Here is a 15,823-nt window from a genome sequence, read left to right as displayed (position 1 = left end):
CGGAAGACGCCCTGTTTCGATGCTTGCGGAAGGACGAAAAAGTGGATATAATAAAGGTGACAGTAAGGGGAATATCCCCGGACATCAGGAGGAAATGCATGGATTTTCGCGAAATGCTTTATATTACAACCGTTGCGGACTGCCGCAGCATTACTGCGGCTGCGCGTAAGTTATATATATCCCAGCCGTCACTCAGTCATATTGTTTCCAAAGTGGAACAGGATGTTGGGGTAAAGCTCTTTGACCGCGGAACTTCGCCGCTTACTATTACCTATGCGGGGGAAAAGTATGTGGAGACAGCCAGAAAAATTTTGCTGATGAGTGATAACTTAAGAAAAGAACTGATTGACGCGGGACTTGGGGAAAAGGGACGTATTGTGTTTGGCATGCCGACAGAGCGTGCCGGTTACATGCTTCCAGCGGTTATTCCGGAGTTTAAGAATCAGTATCCTGGAATTGAACTGCAGGTGATGGAGGCAAAATCAGATGAACTTCTGAAAGCACTTTTACGGGACGATATCAGCTTTTATGTGATTCCCAGAGGCCAGGGGGATCTTCCAGTGGGACTGAAAGCGGAGGCAATCTACCGGGAACGGCTTTTGCTTGTGGCAGAAAAAAATATGATACGGGAGGATATGTTTTTAGAGACAGAAAAAGATATTCATCCGGCGGATCATTCTGGGATAAAGGGATGCCTGAATTTGAATGCCATGAAGGATCTTCCGTTCATCATGCTGAAAAAGGGACATGCAATACGGAAGAAAACAGATCTGGTACTGCGCCAGTACGGAATTGATCCGAAGATTATGATTGAGCTTTCCAGCTGTATTTCCGCGGTTCAACTGGCAGCGGCGGGGCTTGGAGTGGCCATTGTTCCCCAGCGCGCGGTTGATGCGCTGGGAGGAATGGCACGTTTTTGCTGCTATGATTTTTCTGTGACTCCGGAGTTCTGGAGTGTCAATGCAGTTTATAAAGAAGATATGTATCTGGGGCGCGCGGAGCGGTACCTGATCGATCTCATGAAACAGAAATTTATCCGCGAAGCTTCATCAGCCGCTCCTGTACCGTGGCAATGAATACCAGACCGGTGACAACATGCGGATTCTTGATCGTAGTTACTTTTTTCAGATCAGCAGTCATGATGCCGTCTTCCACGGTTTTCACGGCTGCTTCTTTTAACTGGCGGCCAAAGGTTTCCAGCTCTTTGTTCTGATCCAGCTCGCCGCGTTTTTCCAGGGCGCTGGCCCAGGCCATGATGATGGCAAGGGGGTTGGTGGAGGCAACGCCGCCCTCTAAGTAGCGGTAGTAGTGACGGCGCACGGTTCCGTGGGCGGCCTCATACTCATAGCAGCCCTTCGGGGAGACCAGAACGGAGGTCATCATGGCTGCGGAGCCGTAGGCGGTTGCCAGCATATCACTCATGACATCACCATCGTAGTTCTGGCAGGCCCAGACATAGCCGCCCTCATTCTTGACGGCGCGGGAAACAGCATCGTCAATCAGGCAGTACTGGTAGGTAATACCGGCTTTCTCAAAATCTTCCATAAATTCACTCATGAAAACTTCTTTGAAAATCTCACGGAAATTCCGGTCATAAACCTTGGAAATGGTATCTTTTGCGGAAAAAATCAGGTCCTGCTTTATATCCAGGGCGTAGGCCATGCAGCAGCGGGCAAAGCTTCGGATGGAGGAATCCAGGTTGTGGATGCCCTGGGCAATACCCGGGGAGGTGAAGTTATGAATCAGTTCCCTGGTTTCCGTTCCGTCCTCTGCAGTAAAGACCAGTTCGCATTTGCCAGGCTGGTCAATCTTCATCTCAGATGCGCGGTAGAGATCGCCGTAAGCGTGGCGTGCCAGGGTGATGGGCTTTGTCCAGGTCTTGATGTATGGTTCAATGCCCTTGATGAGGATCGGAGCGCGGAATACGGTACCATCCATAATGGAACGGATGGTGGCGTTGGGACTCTTCCACATTTTCTTTAGCTGATATTCCTGGATACGCTCCAGGTTTGGCGTGATGGTTGCGCATTTGACAGCAACGCCGTATTTGTTGGCGGCATTGGCGGAATCCACGGTGACCTGATCATCCGTAAGGTCACGGTTGCGGATGCTTAAGTCGTAATAGTCCACCAGCAGGTCCACGAAAGGGAGCACCAGCTTTTCTCTGGTTTCTTTCCACAGAATTGCCGCCATCTCATCGCCGTCCATCTCAACGAGCGGTGTTGTCATTTTAATTTTTTCCATAATCTTACCTCCTCTGTAAGCAGAAAAACACAATGTTTATTCTTAGTTTACCACAACTATTTACTTTTGAAAATCCACATTGTATACTAAACAGTAACTGTGAGGGTACTGAACAGTTACACTAAACATCCAATACGCAGGACAACGCGGCATAAGGCCGTGCTCCTAGAAAAGAAAGAGAAAAACAACATGGAGAAAATGAAAGATCTGGCATATTATAACGGAAAAATTACCAGCATTGACGATATGATGATCCCGGCCAATGACCGCGGGTTTTATTTTGGAGACGGCATTTATGAGGCTGCAATGAGACCGTTTTTGTCCGGGACGGCTATGTGACCGAGTGTTCCCACTCCAATATTTCCATGGTGAAGGATGGCGTGTTCATTACCCATCCGTTGGACAACCTGATTCTTCCGGGGACCAAGCGGAAACACATCATCCGCTGGTGCGGTGAGCTTGGCATTCCGGTGGAGGAGCGTGCCTTTACCCTGGAGGAGCTTTACACCGCAGATGAGATTCTGGTGACCAGCACCAGCCATCCAAGCATGTGTGCCATGGAACTGAATCAGAAATCCGTCGGCATGAAGAATCAGGAGCTGATTCAGAAACTGCGGGACAAATACTTAAACGAAATCGGAAAATAATCTGCTACAGCAGTTTTAGATGGAAAGCGGGAGGAATTCATACGTGGAGAGAAAACGAATCCGGGACTTCGGCATTGTGCCGGGGCGCCTGGAGACTGGAAAACGGAATAAGATTACCGATGTACCTGGCGTAAAAGTCGGGCACTGCACCGTAAAAACGGAGGAAAACCATACCGGCATAACGGTGATTGTGCCGGGAGCGGACAATGCCTTTGCGCAAAAGTACACGGCTGCTGCCTATGTCCATAACGGGTTTGGCAAGAGCGCCGGCCTGGTACAGGTGGAAGAGCTTGGTACCCTGGAAACACCCATTGCCCTGACCAATACCTTAAATGTGGGAAAGGTCTGGGATGCTATGGTGGATATTGTGGTGGAACAGTGTGAACAGGATGGTCTGGAGCCTATGAGTATCAATCCAGTCGTAGGCGAGTGCAATGACAGCCGCATCAATCAGATTCAGAAACGGGTTGTGGGAGCAGATGAAGTCCGCCAGGCCTTTGCGTCAGCTTCGGAAGAGTTCGAGGAAGGGGATGTGGGAGCCGGAGCCGGAACCATCTGCTACGGTTTAAAGGGCGGCATTGGTTCTGCTTCCCGCGTGATCCGGATCGGAGAGAAAGAATATACGATTGGCGTGCTGGTGCAGTCCAATTTTGGCGCAACGGAAGATTTTGTGTTAAATGGCGAATCGGTGGGAGCAAAGATTCTGGACTGGAAGCAGGAGAAAGATGATATGGCGGCATCAGAAGAGGATAAGGGCTCCATCATGAGCATCCTCGCCACGGACCTGCCACTGACCAGCCGCCAGTTAAGACGCATTCTCCGGAGAACCGGCGTGGGCATTGCCCGTACTGGCGGTTACACCGGACATGGAAGCGGCGAGGTCATGATCGGGTTTACCACAGCGAACCGGATTCCGTCAGGAGCAGAGGAAGAACTGCTGCAGATTCAGGCAATTCCGGAACATGTGATCAACCGGGCTTTCCTTGCGGCTGCAGAGGCAGAGCAGGAGGCTATTTTAAATTCCATGACGGCAGCAAAGCGGACCCGCGGACGAGCGGGAGAACTTTATTACAGTTTGTCAGAGTACCTGGAAGATCAGGATTCGAAACAGTAACAAATTTGTGCAGACAATCGACGGATTATTTGTCAGCTGCTTTCTTCGCCGCTTCAATCAGTCCGGTAAACACCGGAAGCATATCATCGGATGCCACCAGCATGGCCTCCGGGTGCCACTGGATGCCAAGGCCGTAGGGATAATCGATCAGCTCAATGGCCTCCACAATGCCGTCATCGGCGGTGCCGGCGATCTTTAAGCCATCACCCAGTTTTTTCACGCTCTGGTGATGGTAGCTGTTGGTCCAGACGCGCTCGCCGAACATGTTGTAGAGGGTCGTGCCTGGTTTCAGTGTAACCTGGTGGCTCACATCACCCCGGTCATCCTTGATCATGTGTCTTGCTGTGCCTTCCCCGTGCAGGCTGTTGTCCTGGTACAGGGTTCCGCCGCAGGCTACGTTTAAGACCTGGTGTCCGCGGCAGATAGCCAGAAACGGCTTTCTTGTTTTGATAACCCGGCGGATCAGGCCAATCTGGCTGCGGTCCAGTTTTAAGCTGGTGTCACCTACCAGTGGATGGGCCATCTCTCCGTAGCAGCAGGGGGTGATATCAGCTCCGCCGCTGAAGATGAAGCCATCGCAGGCCTCCACCATGGCGTCTAACTGGTCCTCATTGGTGACGGAAGGAAGCAGGAACGGAACTCCGCCGCCCTTTGTAACTGCATCGTTGTAAGTCCAGCCATTGGTGGAAAGCGGTGCGCCGGATACCGGATTTTTCGTATTTATTGTTGTAATTCCAATCTTTGGCAACATCATAAAATACCTCTCTTTATCAGATTCAAACGGCTGTTAGTATATCATCAATGCCGGATGGATGCAAGACCCAGCTCGGTGATCTCGCAGCCGCTGCGGGTGCGTCCAACCCGGATCAGGCCTTCCTCGGCAAGCTCTTTTAAGAGACCGCGCAGCTTTCCATCGCTGACGGCGATTTCTTTTTCTGTCAGGGCCGTCAGAATGGTGCCGCGTCCGATTCGCGGTGTTTCCGCGATCAGGGAAAGGACCTGGTTCTTTAATACGCTGCTTTCGCTGACCGGCTGGTTTACCCGGCTCCGGATGTAGGATGGAAGCTGGGAGAGTACCAGCGGATGGGCCGAGTACAGGGAGAAGAAATAGCGGCTTAAGTTGAACAGCTCCTGGATATTTCCCGGGTAATCGTAGTTCGTCAGGAAATTCATCAGGCTGGAGGAGATCAGATCTTTCAGCCTGATGTTGGGGTCATGGAACAGTTCCCGGAAGAAAAGCTCCATCAGAACCGGAATATCTTCCCGCCGCTCCCGCAGAGGGATGGTATCGATGGAGGCGGCATTTAAAAGAAAGAAAAGTTCTTCCCGGAAGCGCCCGTCCAGAACGTCCTGGTACAGATCCTGGCTGGTGGTGGCGATGATGCGGATATCCAGATCATCCATCGTGTTTTGCAGAATACTGATGAGAGTATCCTGGGTGGAGAGGGAAAGACGTTCCACACCGTCAATCAGCAGGGTGCCGGTATCTGCCAGCTTTAACTGGTCCGCAGCTTCCAGACCGGTATACAGGGAGTTGAAAATGATCAGAGGATTCTGTCTGCGGCTGGAGGTTTTGTGAATCGCTGTGGCAATCTTCTTTTTCTGGGTGCCGTTTTCACCCTGGATCAGCACTGGAAAATCGTAGAGCGCCAGGCGGCGGGCGTACTCCAGCATGTTCAGCACGCGGCCGGAGACCGACAGGATGCTGTCAAAACCGCTGTTGAGCCGGTAAAAATCTGAGGAAGGATCCCGCACATCCACCGGGGTAATATCCGGGGCAGGGGAGGAGGACACAGGCTGGCTGCTCAGCAGATAAAGCGGTTTGTGGCCGGGCAGGGAAAGCTGCAGGACACTGAGATGTCTGCGCAGGCCGCTGCGGCTGACCAGCTGGTAGTCCGCGCTCTGGCAGAAATTATGGGATGCGTACTGGGAAGGCAGCCAGGAAGAAAACAGGCTGTCCATGCATCCGTTTTCCGGGATATTCCAGTCCTGGCAGAAGGCCCGGTTCACCATGCTGATGCGGCCCTCGTCTGTCATGAGGCAGATGCTGACGTTTAAGTTGCTTATGACGGCCTGCAGAAGCTGCTGGGAAAATACATAGTTGGTGTAATGAGTTCCGGTTAACTGGATGATCTGCAGGATCCGGTTCACATAGGTCCGTGTGATCTGGTTGGTTAAGCTGGATGGAAGCTGAAAACAGGTACACAGATCGTGAATCGTGGAAATATCAATGATCCGGTTTCCAATATTGATGACATTGGGTACATGGCGGGGAACCAGCTGGGGCTCGCCCAGGGTGATGGCATACTGGATGGATTCGTCTGTCTGGGTACATCCCTGATAAAAAGGAACAAAGTGGTACTGGGTGATGCCGGCATCCTTCAGCTGCCCGAGAATATCCAGAACGGAATCCCTGGTGTCATTGACCAGATAAACGGAAGAACCCTGAGGAATCCGGATGATCTGGTCTAAAGAGACCGGATTGAAGGTACGGGTGCAGATCAGCTGGGTAATATGTTCCGGAACCGGAATGGGAAAGGCTTCCCGGGTGCGGCTGCTGGCAAACAGAATGCAAGAGTAGTCCTGGATCTGTGACGGATCATGGATCTGGTAAGGGTCAAGGATGTCAAAGCGGATATAGTTGCCCAGCAGGGCGGAAAGATAGTCCTGAAATTCCCGTCGGATCCCGGCGTGCAGACAGATGATAAGGGCGCCGGACTTTTGGGTATTGGGAATAGGCAGTTCAGTATGGGACATGGGTTCTCCTTTCATAACAGGGAAATACATTTTATTAGGTTCATTATAGAATAAAAATAGCGCGAAAACAACCTAAACTATTTATAAAATAAAGAAGTGCAAATATTTATCGAAAAAAGGTATTTTTTATTTGACATTGTAATGTGGTAAAGTGTAAAATGGGAACCATGCAAGGGCGCATACACGGAAGGGAAACGTATGCTCCATGCTTTTTTTATATACATGGAGCGTAAAGAACGTGTAAAGACCCCTGAAAGAAAAGGAGGAATATTTATGAAGAAGACAAAAACAAAGCTTCTGGCTGTGCTCCTTACTGCAGCTATGGGCGCACTGACCGCATGCGGCGGTTCTGGTTCTTCTGAGACCACTGCAGCAGCTTCCGGTGATACCCAGGCAGCCGCAGAGACTACCGCAGCTGTAGAGCTGGCTTCGGGCGAGTCCGTATCCCAGGATACTGACATTACCGCAGCAATGCTGGTAGACTTTACCACCATGGATCCGATGGATACCAGCGATACCTTATCCGGCGGTATTCAGAGACTGATGATGGACGGTCTGTTCGGTTTCGATGACAACATGAAGATCATCCCGATGCTGGCAACCGACTACGAGGCCAACGACGACGCTACCGAGTTCACCATCCACTTAAGAGAGGGTATCCAGTTCTCCGATGGAACTCCGTGGAACGCAGAGGCAGCAAAGGCCAACTTCGACCGCTGGGGTGACAAGAACCTTGGCTTAAAGAGAACTACCTTACTGTGCAATGTCTTAAAAGAGACAGAGATCGTTGACGATTACACCGTAAAAGTAACTCTGGAAAATCCGTTTGGCGCATTTATTCCGACCCTGGCACATCCGGCCTGTGTTGTTATGAGCCCGGCAGTTATTGCAAAGGGCAATGAAGAGTGTGCAAAGAACCCGGTTGGTACCGGTCAGTACACCTTCGTAGAGTGGGTAGCAGGTGAGCACGCTACCATCGCTTTAAACAAAGACTGGTGGGGCTATGACGCAGACATCTGCGGCGGCACCGCTTTAGTAGATCCGGACGCAGGCTTCAAGACCATTACCTTCAAGCCGGTATCTGAGAACGCAACCCGTGTTGCTATGCTGCAGTCCGGCGATGCTCAGTTCATCTGGCCGGTTCCGACCGAGAGCATTGAGACTCTTCGCGGCGACAGCAACGTATCTGTTGGTCAGGAAGAGGGTATCGTAGTACGTTACCTGATGATGAACAACCAGAAGGCACCGTTCAACGATGTAAGAGTTCGTCAGGCCATCAACTATGCGATCAACAAGGATGCTTACTGCGCAGTTGTTAAGAACGGTGTGGCAACTCCGGCAACCTCCATCATCGGACCGGCAGTTCAGTACTACAAAGGCAACGATGTATACGCATACGACATCGAGAAGGCAAAATCCTTACTGGCTGAGGCTGGTTACCCGGATGGCTTCAAGACCAGCATCATGTGTGCTTCTACTACCGCAAACTTAAAGCAGTGTGAGTTCTTACAGCAGCAGCTGGCTCAGGTTGGCATCGATGTTCAGATCAACGCTCTTGAGAGCGCGGTGGTAAACCAGAAGATCCAGGATGTGGATGTTCCTGGCTCTGAGGCAGAGGTTGATATGTATGTGATCGGCTGGTCCCCATCTACCGGTGATGCGGACTGGGGTATCCGTCCACTGATGGCGATCGAATCTGAGCCGCCGGCAAGCTACAATATCTGCTACTATGAGAACGAAGAGGTTGACCAGCTCTTGAAAGACGCATTATCTACCGCAGATGATTCCAAGAGAGCAGAGGCTTACGCAAAAGCTCAGGATATCATCTGGGAGGAGAGCCCGCTGGTATGTCTGGCAAACGACAACAACACCTGGGCCAGCTCCGCAAAGATGGTAGACGCAAAGCTGTTCCCGGATAACTGCCTGAACTTAAGAAACGCTAAGCTGGCAAAGTAATCCATATTTAGATAAGAAACAGATCTGACAGAATGAAATACTGCAAAACAGGTGGTCTGGCGGAATTCTGATCCGCCAGACCCCTTTTCAGATAAAAAGAAACCTATTAACCCAGGGGGTACTCCCCAAAAAGAACGAAAGGTGTTGAGTGTATGTTAAGGTACATAGGTAAAAGAATCATTGGAGTGATACCTACCCTGATTATCGTGGTAACATTCGTATTTTTCTTCGTCCGGCTGATTCCCGGTGACCCGGCCCGTCTGGTAGCAGGTCCGCAGGCAACCATCGAAGATGTTCAGGTAGTAAGAGAAGAACTGGGACTGGATAAACCGATCCACGAACAGTACATTACATATGTAACAGGTCTGCTGAAGGGTGACCTTGGTACATCTCTCCGGACCAAACGTCCGGTTGCGGTGGAGGTTTCCAACCGCTATGCCAATACGGCAAAACTGACTCTGCTGGCCCTCACATGGAGTACCATCGTGGGTGTGCTTCTCGGCGTATGGTCCGGAAGACACAGAAGCCGTTGGCAGGATTACACAGGAATGACACTGGCGGTGTCCGGCATATCGCTTCCTTCCTTCTGGGTGGGCTTTATGCTGATCATGGTATTTTCCGTGAATCTGAAATGGTTCCCGACCACGGGCGCGGATTCACTGAAGAGTCTCGTGTTACCTTCGATTGCACTGGGATCCAGTATCGCGGCCATCATTGCCCGTTTTACCAGATCCTCTATTATAGAAGTATTAAAAGATGACTACATTCGTACTGCCCGCGCAAAGGGCTTAAGAGAGCGCGTGGTTGTATGGAAGCATGCGTTCCGAAACGCGATGATCTCCGTGGTTACCGTAGTCGGCCTGCAGTTTGGTTTCCTGCTTGGTGGTTCTGTAGTAACCGAGTCCGTATTCGCGTTCCCGGGTCTGGGTTCTTTGCTGGTTGAGTCTGTAAACTATCGTGACTACCCGGCAATCCAGTCCCTGATCCTGATCTTTTCATTACATTTCGTTGTGATTAACCTGATTGTAGATGTGCTCTATGCCGTACTCAATCCGGAAATCCAGCTTGACTAAGAAAGGAGGAGTTTGAGATGGCAAAAGAGAAAAAAGTAAATCAGGCCGAAGAGACCCTGAACGAAAAAACGGACATCAGTACTCCACTTTCTGAGTTTGTCCGCAAGTTTAAGAAACAGAAAACCGCCATTGTGGCTCTGGTTTTCATTCTGTTTTTAGTAGTACTTTCCTTTACCGCAAAGTTCATTGCTCCTTACGGAATCAATGATTATGATTACAACGCGATCATGCAGGCACCGACTGGCGCGCACTGGTTTGGAACCGATGAGTTCGGAAGAGATCTGTTCTCCCGTATTATCTGTGGTACTGGTATTTCCTTAAGTGTCGGCCTGTTTTCCGTCAGCATCGCAGCCGTGATCGGTTCCTTTCTGGGGCTTCTGGGCGGTTATTATGGTGGTATGATCGATGCTGTGATCATGCGTATCTGTGATGCGCTGTTTGCGTTCCCGGGCATTATCCTGGCGATCGCAATCGTAGCTATTTTAGGCAGCGGCATGACCAATGTTATCATTGCGGTAGCAGTGTTCAACATTCCGAAATTCGCCCGCCTGGTACGAGGCAACACGCTGGCTACCAAGAACAGCGTATTCGTGCAGGCAGCAAAGAACATCGGCGCGGATGATAAGAGAATCCTGTTCTACCACATCCTGCCGAGCGCGATCCCGGACATCATCGTTCAGTACAGTATGTCCATCGGATCTTCCATTCTGACTGCTTCTTCCTTAAGCTTCTTAGGCATGGGCGCCCAGCCGCCGACACCGGAGTGGGGCCTGCTTTTAAGCAACGGACGTACTTACATGATGAACAGCTGGCACATCACCCTGTTCCCGGGTCTTGCAATCTTCTTAACCGTACTCAGCTTCAACCTGCTGGGCGACGGTCTCAGAGATGCTCTGGATCCGAAACTGACTGATTAAGGAGGTGCAGGCACATGAGTGAAACAATCAAAGTGGAGACAACGAAAGATGCCTCCGGCAAAAATATTCTCGAAATCAAAAACATGCACACCTGGTTCCACATGGACAGCGGCATTGTCAAGTCGGTGGATGGTGTTGATATTGAATTAAAAGAGGGTTCCACTCTCGGTATCGTAGGAGAGTCCGGCAGCGGAAAGAGCGTAACGGCTCTGTCCGTGATGGGTCTGCTGATGGGAACCACCGGTAAAATCGAAGAAGGACAGATTCTTCTGGACGGAAAAGATATCGTACACATCAGCAATGAGGAGCGCAGAAAGCTCCGCGGCAGCAAGATTTCCATGATCTTCCAGGAGCCGATGACCAGCTTAAACCCGGTTATGAAGATTGGTGACCAGATCATGGAAGCCATTCTCATGCATCAGAAGGTCAGCAAGAAGGAAGCAGAAGAGAAAGCCATTGAGATGCTCCGCATGACCGGCCTTCCCCGGGTGGAGAAGATGATGAAGGAGTATCCGTTCCAGCTTTCAGGCGGCCAGCGCCAGCGTGTCATGATTGCCATGGCTCTGGTATGCAATCCGGAGATCCTAATCGCGGATGAGCCGACCACGGCACTGGATGTAACCATTCAGGCGCAGATTCTGGACCTGATGAACAAGTTAAAGAAAGAGATCGGAACCTCCATTCTCTTTATCACCCATGACCTCGGCGTGGTGGCAGAGGTGTGTGACCAGGTTGTTGTTATGTACTGCGGCCGCGTGGTTGAGAAAGGTTCTGTTTACGACATTTTCGATAACCCGTCCCATCCGTACACGGAGGGCCTGTTAAATTCCATCCCGAAGCTGGGCGAGCACGTGGATGAACTGGAATCCATTCCGGGCAACGTGCCGAACCCGAAATACATGCCGAAGGGCTGTAAATTCGCGCCGCGCTGCAAGTATGCCTTTGACCGCTGCCGCGAGGAAGAACCGGGATTCACGGATCTCGGAAACGGACACCAGAGCCGCTGCTGGCGCTGTGTGAAAGAAGGGGGTAAGGACTGATGGCAGACAATTTATTAGTTGTCCGGGGACTCAAGCAGTATTACCCGGTAAAAGGCGGTCTGGGAAAAGAGCCGTCCTATGTAAAAGCAGTCGATAACGTCGACTTCGAGGTAAGACGCGGTGAGGTATTCGGAATTGTAGGAGAGTCCGGATGCGGAAAGTCTACCCTTGGTAAAAGTATCTGTAAGCTGATTGAGCCGACAGAGGGCTCCATCGTTTTGGACGGAGAGGAAATCTCCAAATACACACCAAAGCAGATGCGCCCGATCCGCAAGAAAGTCCAGATGGTTTTCCAGGATCCGTATGCATCCTTAAACCCGCGTATGTCTGTCCGCGATATCGTGGCAGAGCCGCTCATCATTCACGGCCTGACCAAGACCCGTGAGGAAACCGATAAAAAGGTTGTAGAGCTCTTGCGCCGTGTCGGACTGGATGATTATCATGCAAACCGTTACCCCCATGAGTTCTCCGGCGGCCAGCGTCAGCGTGTCGGCATCGCGAGAGCCCTGGCGGTGCAGCCGCAGCTCATCATTGCCGATGAGCCGGTATCCGCACTGGATGTTTCTATCCAGTCCCAGGTGTTAAACCTGATGAACCAGTTAAAGCGCGACATGAACCTGACCTACATCTTCGTAGCCCACGATTTAAGCGTTGTGGAGCACATCAGCGATCGTGTCGGCGTTATGTATCTGGGCAACTTCGTGGAGGAGGGTGACAAGTACAGCCTGTACCAGAACCCGCTGCACCCGTACACCCAGGCACTTCTTTCCGCAGTTCCGATTCCGGACCCGAAGGCAAAGAAGGAGCGGATCATTCTGGAGGGTAACATTCCTTCCGCACTGAATCCGCCGACTGGCTGTAAATTCCACACCCGCTGTCCGAAATGCATGGAGCGGTGCAAAACCGAGGCTCCGCAGAAGTACCAGGTAGGTGACGATCATTTCGTATACTGCCATCTGTACGATACCGAGGAAGCGAAGAAGAACGCAAAGGCTGCAGAGAACGCAGTTACGCATCAGTAATCAAATCAAAATAGCAATTGCATGGCATAGGAGCCGGTTTCATGACGAAGTGCCATGAACCGGCTCCTTTTTTGCCTTTTGAGAAAAAGATGCAATAAAAATTCATAAAAAGAGAGGCACGAACAATGAAACTGTTTATCAGTGCGGATATTGAAGGCTGTGCCGGAACAACCCTCAATTATGAAACCCACAAAGACGAACCGGCTTACCAGAAATACGCAAAGCAGATGACGGATGAGGTTGTTGCCGTCTGCGAGGCAGCTCTGGCTGCAGGCGTGGACGAAATCGTGGTGAAGGATGGACATGGGGATGCCACCAACATCGATGTCATGGCTATGCCGGAGCACGTTACCCTGATCCGCGGAAAGAGTGGACACCCGATCAATATGATGTACGGTCTGGATGAAACTTACGATGCAGTATTTTATGTGGGCTACCATGCGCCGGCCGGTGATCCGGGCAGCCCCCTCAGCCATACGTCTACGGGTGCCAGCAACTTCATTGAGCTGAATGGAAAGCGCATGAGCGAGTTTATGCTGAACACCTACACGGCAGCCATGTACGGCGTGCCGGTGTTGTTCTTATCTGGTGATGAGAGGATCTGTGAACTTTCAAAGGAACTGGTTCCGCAGATCACGACGGTGGCATCCAAGAAGGGTGTGGGCGGAAGCGCCTGGAACGTATCTCCGAAGACAGTGATTGCGGATCTGAAAGCCGCTGTTACTGAGGTGCTTTCCGGTGATGTAAAGGCAAAGCTTGCAGCATGTAAGATCGCACTTCCGGAGCAGTTTACCTATGAGGTGAACTACAAGGATTTAAAGAAGGCTTACCAGATGTCCTTCTATCCGGGCATGGAAGCCGTAGACGCGCGCACCAACCGTCTGACCAGCAAAAACTGGATGGACATCGTGACGGCGCATTCATTTGTAGTATATTAAAGGGAGAAAATGAGAAATGGCAGATTTAAAGACAATTGAGGATTTGACCAATGCCTTTGGCCCGAGCGGCTTTGAGGAGGAGGTTGTAAAGGCAGTACAGAAGCACTGTGAGGGACTGAATTTAAGAAATGATGCAATGTACAATGTGTATGCTACCATGCCGGACGCAAAGGGAAACCGCCCGGTATTCATGCTGGATGCCCACACCGATGAGTGCGGCTTTATGGTACAGAATGTGGAGGACAACGGCCTGTTAAGCATCATCACTTTGGGCGGCTTCCATATGACCAGCCTTCCGGCCCATAGCGTGATTGTACGCAACAGCAAAGGGGAGAAGATCAAAGGCATCATCACCTCCAAGCCGGTACATTTCCTGACGGCAGCCCAGAAAGCAGACAATTCCCTGACCATCGAGGAGTTAAAGGTAGACGTGGGAGCCAGCAGCAGAGAAGAAGTAGAAGAGGATTACGGCATCCATATCGGTGATCCGATCATGCCGGATGTAACCTTCTCCTATGATGAGAAGCACGGCATCTGCTCCGGCAAGGCTTTCGACAACCGCCTTGGCTGTGTCTGCATCATTGAGACTATGAAAGCCCTGATGAAGGAGACCGACAGCCTGGCAGTTGATGTAGTCGGCGCGTTTGCTTCCCAGGAGGAAGTCGGTATGCGCGGCGCTACCGTAACCGCCCAGCAGGTAAAACCGGATCTGGCTATCGTATTTGAAGGATCCCCGGCAGACGATTTCTATTACCGCACTGGTGTGGCCCAGGGCTGCATGAAGAAGGGCGTGCAGATCCGCCATATGGACAACAGCTATGTGGCCAATGACGCGTTTATGGCTTATGCCCACGAGATTGCAGACAAGTACGACATCAAATGCCAGGATGCGGTAAGACGCGGCGGCAGCACCAATGCAGGCAAGATTCATCTGACCCATCAGGCGGTTCCGGTTCTGGTACTGGGCATTCCGTCCCGCTATGTGCACACCCATTACAATTTCTGCGCGAAGGAAGACATCGAATCTACCATTAACATGGCAGTTGAGGTCATCCGCGGATTAAACGAGGAGCGCATCCGCCATATCATGCGCCAGGATGTGCTGTAATAACGAAACTGAATAAAAGACCTGTTCAGGCCAGCTCTTCCTTTGCGATGCGGATGAAGAGCTGGTCTGCTTTTGACAGAAAACCGTCTTTTAAGGATGTGATACACATATCCCAGTAAGCCTGATACTGATTGTCGATGGACAGGAGCGCAGGGTGGTATTCCTCGGATGTGATCTGTGAGTATTCCAGTGGAACAAAGGTAACGCCAAGACCTTGGGCAGCAAGCAACTGGGCAGTTTCAAAATTGCGAAGCGTCAGTGAAATCTTTGGACGCAGGATGCCTGCACGTCCAAGCACCTCATCGGTAATCTGGCGGATACGCTGTGATTTGTGAAGCATCAGGAATGTTTCGTTTTTTAGCATTTTCACATCCAGCACCGGATAGGGGTATCCTTCCTTGCGTACAGCCTGATCAATCAGCGGGTGATCTGGCGCAAGGGCAATCACAAACGGATCACGGCGCATGATATCAAAATTGAACTGTGGCTGTGTCCGAAGGTCGGCCGGTGTGTGCATAATGGCAAAATCCAGTTCTCCTGACATGAGCATCTGTTCCAGTCTGGAAGAGTTTTCTTCGGAGATCGTGAGCTCAATGTTGGAGCAGACATCACAGAATCTCGGGAGAATTTTGGACAGAGCCAGGGTACCAAGATGGTTGGTGGTGCCGAGATGAATCTTGCCGGTTTTCAGATTGTTGATGTCGCTGACCTCCAGTTCAAAATCCTGATAAATCTTTAACACCTGAACTGCCATATGGTAATAGCGTTCTCCGGCAAAGGTGAGCGTAAGGCCACCTGCCGTGCGGTTAAAAAGAGGCATGCCAACGGAATCCTCAATCCGCTGAATAGACTGGCTGAGAGATGGCTGGGCAATAAATAGTTTTTTGGCTGCCCTGGATATATTTTTCTCATCTGCAACTGTTTTTACGTATAATAATTCTTTACTGGTCATCTTATGTCCTTCTTTCAATGTTTCCATAGGAAATTATAATACAAAATGTTAAAAA

General features: G+C 50.9%; 15 protein-coding genes. 11 read left to right on the top strand and 4 right to left on the bottom strand.

The annotated features are described in order from the left end of the window. Nucleotides 1-98 precede the first annotated feature (98 nt). The gene (locus tag WMO41_RS07070) at nt 99-1,076 is read left to right on the top strand and encodes a LysR family transcriptional regulator (protein WP_349229148.1); all 978 of its coding nucleotides are present in this window, start codon (nt 99-101) and stop codon (nt 1,074-1,076) included. Here the strand turns inward: WMO41_RS07070 and WMO41_RS07065 are convergent. Continuing rightward, nucleotides 1,033-2,244, bottom strand: coding sequence for an NADP-dependent isocitrate dehydrogenase (locus WMO41_RS07065; protein WP_349229147.1), 1,212 nt, complete (start codon nt 2,242-2,244; stop codon nt 1,033-1,035). The two genes, WMO41_RS07070 and WMO41_RS07065, sit on opposite strands and share 44 nt — an antisense overlap. A gap of 189 nt (nt 2,245-2,433) precedes the next feature. Here WMO41_RS07065 and WMO41_RS07060 point away from each other — a divergent pair, with 189 nt between their 5' ends. The 3 genes from WMO41_RS07060 to WMO41_RS07050 are packed head-to-tail and all read left to right on the top strand — an operon-like array spanning nt 2,434 to nt 4,005. Next, a complete protein-coding gene (locus WMO41_RS07060; protein WP_349229146.1) occupies nt 2,434-2,583 on the top strand; it encodes a hypothetical protein in 150 nt (49 codons plus the stop codon). Then, a complete protein-coding gene (locus tag WMO41_RS07055; RefSeq protein WP_349229145.1) occupies nt 2,580-2,891 on the top strand; it encodes an aminotransferase class IV in 312 nt (103 codons plus the stop codon). The genes WMO41_RS07060 and WMO41_RS07055 overlap by 4 nt, the downstream gene beginning before the upstream one ends. 43 nt (nt 2,892-2,934) lie before the next feature. Further along, on the top strand, nt 2,935-4,005 hold the full coding sequence (locus WMO41_RS07050) for a P1 family peptidase (protein WP_349229144.1): 1,071 nt from the start codon (nt 2,935-2,937) through the stop codon (nt 4,003-4,005). Nucleotides 4,006-4,030: 25 nt separating this feature from the next. On the opposite strand, the gene WMO41_RS07045 is transcribed toward WMO41_RS07050, so the two are convergent. After that, entirely contained in the window at nt 4,031-4,759 is a 729-nt protein-coding gene (locus tag WMO41_RS07045; RefSeq protein ID WP_177292108.1) for a gamma-glutamyl-gamma-aminobutyrate hydrolase family protein, read from the bottom strand. Nucleotides 4,760-4,803: 44 nt separating this feature from the next. Continuing rightward, nucleotides 4,804-6,762, bottom strand: a complete 1,959-nt coding sequence (locus tag WMO41_RS07040; RefSeq protein ID WP_349229143.1) for a sigma 54-interacting transcriptional regulator — start codon at nt 6,760-6,762, stop codon at nt 4,804-4,806. A gap of 273 nt (nt 6,763-7,035) precedes the next feature. On the opposite strand from WMO41_RS07040, the gene WMO41_RS07035 reads away from it, so the two are divergent. The 7 genes from WMO41_RS07035 (at nt 7,036) to WMO41_RS07005 (ending at nt 14,816) form a co-directional block, all read left to right on the top strand. After that, nucleotides 7,036-8,718, top strand: coding sequence for a glutathione ABC transporter substrate-binding protein (locus WMO41_RS07035; protein WP_349229142.1), 1,683 nt, complete (start codon nt 7,036-7,038; stop codon nt 8,716-8,718). Between the two features lie 152 nt (nt 8,719-8,870). Further along, complete coding sequence (locus tag WMO41_RS07030) at nt 8,871-9,791, top strand: ABC transporter permease subunit (protein WP_177292106.1); 921 nt, start codon at nt 8,871-8,873, stop codon at nt 9,789-9,791. 17 nt (nt 9,792-9,808) lie between these two features. Then, entirely contained in the window at nt 9,809-10,708 is a 900-nt protein-coding gene (locus WMO41_RS07025) for an ABC transporter permease subunit (RefSeq protein WP_349229141.1), read from the top strand. 14 nt (nt 10,709-10,722) lie between these two features. Then, entirely contained in the window at nt 10,723-11,748 is a 1,026-nt protein-coding gene (locus tag WMO41_RS07020; RefSeq protein WP_349229140.1) for an ABC transporter ATP-binding protein, read from the top strand. Further along, nucleotides 11,748-12,770: an ABC transporter ATP-binding protein gene (locus WMO41_RS07015; RefSeq protein WP_118543020.1), complete on the top strand. Its 1,023-nt coding sequence runs from the start codon at nt 11,748-11,750 to the stop codon at nt 12,768-12,770. The genes WMO41_RS07020 and WMO41_RS07015 overlap by 1 nt, the downstream gene beginning before the upstream one ends. A gap of 125 nt (nt 12,771-12,895) precedes the next feature. Continuing rightward, nucleotides 12,896-13,708 (top strand): M55 family metallopeptidase, encoded by an 813-nt coding sequence (locus tag WMO41_RS07010; RefSeq protein WP_349229139.1) that lies wholly within the window; start codon nt 12,896-12,898, stop codon nt 13,706-13,708. Between the two features lie 16 nt (nt 13,709-13,724). Beyond that, on the top strand, nt 13,725-14,816 hold the full coding sequence (locus tag WMO41_RS07005; RefSeq protein WP_349229138.1) for a M42 family metallopeptidase: 1,092 nt from the start codon (nt 13,725-13,727) through the stop codon (nt 14,814-14,816). Nucleotides 14,817-14,841: 25 nt separating this feature from the next. On the opposite strand, the gene WMO41_RS07000 is transcribed toward WMO41_RS07005, so the two are convergent. After that, nucleotides 14,842-15,768: a LysR family transcriptional regulator gene (locus tag WMO41_RS07000; RefSeq protein ID WP_349229137.1), complete on the bottom strand. Its 927-nt coding sequence runs from the start codon at nt 15,766-15,768 to the stop codon at nt 14,842-14,844. Nucleotides 15,769-15,823: the final 55 nt, after the last annotated feature.

This window comes from Ventrimonas faecis, assembly GCF_040096075.1.
Taxonomy (GTDB): domain Bacteria; phylum Bacillota; class Clostridia; order Lachnospirales; family Lachnospiraceae; genus Brotaphodocola; species Brotaphodocola faecis.
Note: the sequence above shows the minus strand (reverse complement) of the source record. Positions and strands in the feature narration are given on the sequence as shown.